Origin of the sequence: Acinetobacter variabilis (genome assembly GCF_000369625.1) — a bacterium.
Classification (GTDB): Bacteria; Pseudomonadota; Gammaproteobacteria; order Pseudomonadales; family Moraxellaceae; genus Acinetobacter; species Acinetobacter variabilis.
In genome coordinates this window covers 164,135-170,445 of record NZ_KB850117.1, presented here as the reverse complement: position 1 = coordinate 170,445, position 6,311 = coordinate 164,135, and the positions used below count along the sequence as shown (strand labels likewise).

At 42.2% G+C, this 6,311-nt stretch carries 5 protein-coding genes; 1 reads left to right on the top strand and 4 read right to left on the bottom strand.

Translation table 11 applies throughout. The annotated features are described in order from the left end of the window. On the top strand, nucleotides 1-1,275 hold a 1,275-nt coding region (locus tag F897_RS16755), incomplete at its 5' end, for an aldehyde dehydrogenase family protein (protein ID WP_005237690.1). Between the two features lie 173 nt (nucleotides 1,276-1,448). On the opposite strand, the gene pnuC is transcribed toward F897_RS16755, so the two are convergent. From pnuC to F897_RS16735, 4 genes are all read right to left on the bottom strand, one after another. Then, nucleotides 1,449-2,018 (bottom strand): nicotinamide riboside transporter PnuC, encoded by a 570-nt coding sequence (gene pnuC / locus F897_RS16750; protein WP_005237551.1) that lies wholly within the window; start codon nucleotides 2,016-2,018, stop codon nucleotides 1,449-1,451. A gap of 28 nt (nucleotides 2,019-2,046) precedes the next feature. Next, complete coding sequence (locus F897_RS16745) at nucleotides 2,047-4,215, bottom strand: TonB-dependent siderophore receptor (protein WP_005237550.1); 2,169 nt, start codon at nucleotides 4,213-4,215, stop codon at nucleotides 2,047-2,049. 8 nt (nucleotides 4,216-4,223) lie between these two features. Next, entirely contained in the window at nucleotides 4,224-5,459 is a 1,236-nt protein-coding gene (locus tag F897_RS16740) for a phosphotransferase enzyme family protein (RefSeq protein ID WP_171065479.1), read from the bottom strand. Nucleotides 5,460-5,758: 299 nt separating this feature from the next. Continuing rightward, a complete protein-coding gene (locus F897_RS16735) occupies nucleotides 5,759-6,085 on the bottom strand; it encodes a hypothetical protein (RefSeq protein WP_004779940.1) in 327 nt (108 codons plus the stop codon). Between the last annotated feature and the right edge of the window lie 226 nt (nucleotides 6,086-6,311).

Genomic DNA, 6,311 nt, shown 5'->3' with positions numbered 1-6,311 from the left:
CGCTCCAATATTCTGTTGAAAATTGCCGACCGTCTGGAACAAAATCTGGAAATGTTGGCTGTAGCAGAAACCTGGGACAATGGAAAACCGATCCGTGAAACGCTGGCTGCCGATATTCCACTGGCCATTGACCATTTCCGTTATTTTGCCGGCTGTATCCGGGCTCAGGAAGGTGGCATTTCCGAAATTGATGAAGATACTATCGCCTACCATTTCCATGAACCGCTTGGTGTAGTCGGACAAATCATTCCCTGGAACTTCCCGATTCTGATGGCCGCCTGGAAACTCGCGCCAGCCTTGGCTGCAGGCAACTGTATTGTGCTGAAACCTGCAGAACAGACTCCGGTCAGTATTCTGGTGCTAGCTGAACTGATTCAGGACATTTTGCCGCCGGGCGTGTTGAACATCGTCAATGGCTACGGGGTCGAAGTCGGCCGTCCACTGGCGACCAATCCCCGTATTGCCAAGATTGCCTTTACCGGCTCGACTGCCGTCGGCCAAATGATAATGCAGTATGCAACTGAAAATATTATTCCGGTAACGCTGGAACTTGGCGGTAAATCACCAAACTTGTTCTTTGCCGACATTATGGATCAGGAAGACGATTATCTGGACAAAGCTCTGGAAGGCTTTGCCATGTTTGCCCTGAACCAGGGTGAAATCTGTACCTGTCCTTCCCGTGCCTTGGTACAGGAAAGTATTGCCGATGAATTTCTGGCGCGTGCAGTAGAGCGGGTGCAACGGATTAAGACTGGTCATCCGTTAGATACCGACACCATGATTGGTGCGCAAGCCTCACAGGAACAGCAGGACAAGATTCTGGGTTGTATTGCCACTGGCCGTGAAGAAGGCGCACAGATCCTGACCGGTGGTGAAGCACGTCATGAAGTGGGTCAAGGTTTCTATATTGAACCGACCATCTTTAAAGGCACCAATGACATGAAAACCTTCCAGGAAGAAATCTTCGGGCCTGTACTGGCTGTGACCACCTTCAAAGACTTCGATGATGCGATCAAGATCGCCAATGATACGATTTATGGACTCGGTGCCGGTGTCTGGTCACGCTCAGCGCATACCTCTTACCGTGCAGGCCGTGCTATTCAGGCCGGCCGGGTCTGGACCAACTGTTATCACATCTACCCTGCCCATGCGGCTTTCGGTGGTTATAAAAAATCAGGGATTGGGCGTGAGAATCACAGAATGATGCTGGATCATTATCAGCAGACTAAAAACTTGCTAGTCAGCTATTCGACCAAACCAGCCGGGTTCTTTTAAGAAGTGAAATAAAAGCGAACTTCGGTTCGCTTTGAATGTATGGTAGCTAGCTTTCACAAAATATCAGCAACATCTTCAAGCTGCGGCCAATTCAAATAAAGTTTTTAGTCTATAAACACTTTTTTTTAAAGGAAAGAGCATCACCTCAAATTTCTATTTGCAATAGTGTCATTTCAAGATAATGTCACTCTATGAAGATTTCGCCACATCCTCCAGCCATTTAGTGCAAGAAGAATAAAGAGAAAATAGAGTACAGCTGTTAAATACAATGATTTATGGGTGTACATACCGACATAAATTACATCTAGAACACACCATAATCCCCAGCTTTCAATATATTTTTTGGCTGCCCAATAACTTGCCACCAAGCTAAAAGAGGCCAACATGGAATCCAACCAAGGGAGTGATGCTGTGGTGAAATGAGCAAATAAGGCGCCAATTGCCAGACCGGCGACAATACCCACAATCAGACTATATACCCAGATTTTTTTATTCAAATAGCCAATCTGCACGGTGATAGCCTGATCATGATTTTTCTTCGACCAGCTATACCAGCCATACAGTTGCATCAAGATAAATACGGCTTGTAATGCTGCGTCTGCAAATAAATTGACACGATAAAAAATAATCATATATAAAAATACAGCGACAATATTCACCAACCAGCAGACTTTATATTGTTTGGAGGTCAGCCAGACACCTAAAACGTTTAAAATGAACGCTGCAATTTCTATATTTTCCATAGCAATATAACCTGATTAAGCAGCCAATTTAGAAGTTCAGATTGAATGACAAGGTTGCTGTACGCGGCGAACCCAAGAATAAATAATCATCACCCAAAAATTCACCTGCATCACGCCAGTATTTTTTGTTGAACAGATTATTAATATTCAAGCGCAGCAATGCATCGGTCGTATTCAGCTTAAATTGATAAGCAGCGCCTAAATCAACCACACTATAACCCGCGACTTTCGCAGTGCCCTCTTTATTGGCATATTTGCTGGAACTGTATTGACCACCTGCCAGAACAGTGAAACCTACAATGCTCGGTACGTTATAGCGAAGATGCGTTGCGAAACGAACTTTTGGCACGTTTTGCGCTTGATGATGGCCATATTCAACCGCTTCCACATTTTCTAAACGGGCTTTGATCAAGGCTAAAGATGAAGTTAAGGCCAGATGATCGGTTAATGCACCATTCAGTCCGAGCTCCAGACCCTGACTATGTTGTTCGCCTTCCGCAACAAAATAGCGAAGTCCTGAAATCGGCTTGCTATATTGGTTGTCTTGGCGTAAATCAAATAGCGAGGCAGTCAATAAAAACTGCTTGATCTGTTGTTTGAAACCAACTTCATATTGCTCTGAATAGATCGGCGCTAGAGTTTCAGCAGCATTCGCTGCAAACCAAGGCGCTGTTTTTCCATCTGACAAGCCTTTGGCATACGAGGCATAGACGGTAGTCGATTCCAAGGGGCTATAGCTGATTGCGAATTGCGGTAAAAATTTAGCTAAATCGGTATCGCGGACTTTTACCCGATCTGCATCATATGCTTGTTCATCCAGCTTGATCCATTTTCCGCCAATCAAAGTGGTCCAATGTTCATTCCATTCAATACGATCTAAGGCTGTGAATGCGGTTTGTTTACTTTTAAGCGCTTGATACTTTTGTCCAACATCAACAGTTGTTGGCTCAACATCAGTAGTTTCTGTATAAATATTACCTACACCAATCCATTCATAGACATCACCGAAACGATCACGTGATTTATTGGTTTGTGTAATATCAAAATTTAGATAATGTTGCGCCCAATTGGTAGCAATCACCCCATCCAATTTGACTTTAAATTGGTTGGTTTTAAAAGTGTCATCTGGATTTTGATAGTCGTAAATATCATACTCGCCAGCTTTACCAAACGTGTTACAGGAATACGCTTCTAGACAGCCTTCCCGATAATAACCATAAGCAAAGCTTGAATAGTCATCAACTCTGGATTTACTGTGGGCGGCAACGAGTCCCAAGTTCCAGTCATCATTCAAAGCATAACTATATTTTAAACTGCTATTCAGACTATCGATCGTGACCGGTTTGCCCCAAGTCTGATAACCCAGCAATCGATCCCATTTCACATTTTCTGGGACTTTGCCATCCAGTAATTGATAACCTGGCACTGATTTTTGTTCGGAACGCTGTGCTTCTAGATCAAGTTCTACTTTGGATTGCGCTGACATCTTCCAATCTAAGGCCAATGCCGCTAAATAGCGTTCACCCTCCACATGATCGACATAAGAATCCATCTGTTCATTCACCAGATTGATGCGATATCCGAATTGTTGCTCATCACCCCAAAAACCACCGAGATCAGTTGCCACTGAAAACTGTCCATGTTGGTCAGCAGAGAATGTCAGGGCCTGGATATCTTTAGGTCGCTTGGTGACATAATTGACCACACCACCCGGGGTCGACATACCACTTTGAATCGCGGAAATGCCTTTTAAAATTTCCACACGTTCTTTGTTTTCAAGTGCAACATTTTGTTCACCACGAATCACATTGCCATTAATGAGGTAGCTTGATGCCAAATCGAGTGCAAAGCCACGCGAGACAAAGTTTGGATAATAGCCAATTGCAGCATAGCCCTCACCGATGGCTGCATCATTTTTTACAACATCGCTCAGCACACGCGCGTGTTGTTCAGCAATGAGATCTGCAGTCAAGATAGAGACCGATGCAGGTATTTTTTGAAGACTGTCCGTACCCAAACCTTCAATATTCACTTTGGCACTTGAGTAAGGCATGCTTTGATCGGCTTTGATCACAATCGTGTCAAGCTGTTGAACATCGTCTTCAGCATAAGTCAGCGGGGCTAAACACAGCGGTGACAGAATGATCATTTTTAAAGATCGGGTTAATACATTCTGTTTGAGTTGACGAGTGTTCATACGAAACCTTATGTCTGTGAAGTGGGTGATGATGCTGGGTTTAGAGAGCATTGAGAAGCTTGCAATTCATCTTGAATGAGCCGAGTTAAAGTCTGGGTAAATTGTTGGCCTTGTTCGCCAATGAACCAGTCTACATGACCGATAATCCAGTCGTAATAAGCCGCATCTGCATGGTTGAGGTTGTGGGTAATACCCACAAAATACTCCAGCTCTGAAAAAGCGAAATCCAGATGCACGATTTTCAGCAGTTCTGGCAAAATACTAAAATCTTCTTGTGGATGTATTTGGGAAAAATAAGCATGGAGAAAAGCGGTTAAACCGGCTTCATCAATCGGAATATGTGGGTTCTGCTTTAATTCCAACCAATCAATGAAATTACGTTCAATCGTCACAGCCAGATCATAAAGTGCCGAATTTCGGTCAGATAAACCAAAATCAATTACGGCAGTAATCTCAGCTTTGGCATCTGGCGATGACCAAAATAGATTAGAAGCGTGTAAATCGTTATGGGTCCAAATTCTGCTTGCTTGTTGCAATACAGGCTGAATACGCTGGTGAACCTGTAAGATTTGATCTAAAAAGTAAGGATCCAAATTTTTGTCGGCAAAGTAACGGCTTAATTCTGGACTGTTTACAATGCGCCGTTGAATGGCTGTAACGATATTTTCACTGTCTAAAAGTTGCTGATTGGACACTAAATAAGATGCTGATCGGCCTTGCTGCTCAGGAAAATCCTGCATGGCCATATGTAACTTTGCCAGCAATTGCCCAGCTTTCGCAGCATGTTCAGCATAGAAAAAAGGTTTCCAGGATTGCTGATCTGCATACAGATCTAAGCCGGCTGCTTTTGCATAGACTTCATAGGTCCAGTCACCTAGCTCTAAAGCAGTCAGACCTTGATTTGAGCTAATCAATGCTGCAACAGGAATTTCTTTGCTAGCTAAATGCTGAAGAACAGCATGCTCCTGTAAAATATCGCGGGCACGACGAAAGGAACAATGGCTGCGCTTAATCAAATACTGATGCGCGACTGCTTCATCCCTGATCACAAAATCCTGCTCCACCTTGACCAGAGCCGCAGATGAAAATGGCCGGGGACTATACCACAAAATCTCAAAATGACCTTGTAAACAGGAATAGTGCTGCTGCAGGCTTTGTAATTCTGGATCAGAAATATGTGCCCAGTCTTTATTTTCCCAGGCATTGCCCATACCATGACCTAAATCATTGGTAATTATGGTCATCATCACTATTCCTGAGCTAGATCATTATCTAATAATGGAAAATCATCGTTTAGGCGAACATGCAAACAGTATTTTTAAATACATTTAATATTGAAGACACGCCCTAAAGTTAAGTGGTACATACCAGTATTAAATTGAAGGCAAGTTTAGCCTTATAAATATAAAAATAGAATAGATCTCTCGCATAAATCAAAAAATGATCTTCTTTTTGGTTAATATTCGAACTCCAGATTTCTTAGCATTCGCGCATAATCTGCGGATGAAATATATCGATTCAAACAAGCTTTCTTATCCTCAGTTCAAGCGATAACGTAGTTTTGAAATGTACCGTAATTCATTTTCATGACTTCACTAAGTAGCTCTTTAAATCCCTGTTTATCAGCAGCAAATTCTACTAGTGATTCATTGTTCAGATCAGTAACACATGCCATGGTCGAAATGACCTGTACACTATGAGCTTTGAATAACCCTCTCAAAATTTCATTTGAATGATTTTGGTCTTTAATGAAGTTCTTTAACGGCTCAGCAGGGATTGCCCAAGTATCGAAGTCTTTCATCTGTATCTGACGAACTTCAATGTCATTGATTTTGATGCTTCGATTCGTTTCTAGAAAAAAATCATTCATAATGATGTCTCAAATTAGATTTTAATGACAAAAAAATACCCTGATGGTTATCCCATCAGAGCTAAATATAAAATTATTTATTTCTTAATTTGAAATACTTTGATCAATCAGTTTCTCAATAGTATTAGAGGCAACATCATTAAAGTATGCACACTCACACTTAACTTCTTCTATTGTGCATTAATGGAAATACGATCCTCTTGGCTAACATATGATTGATGAAGCA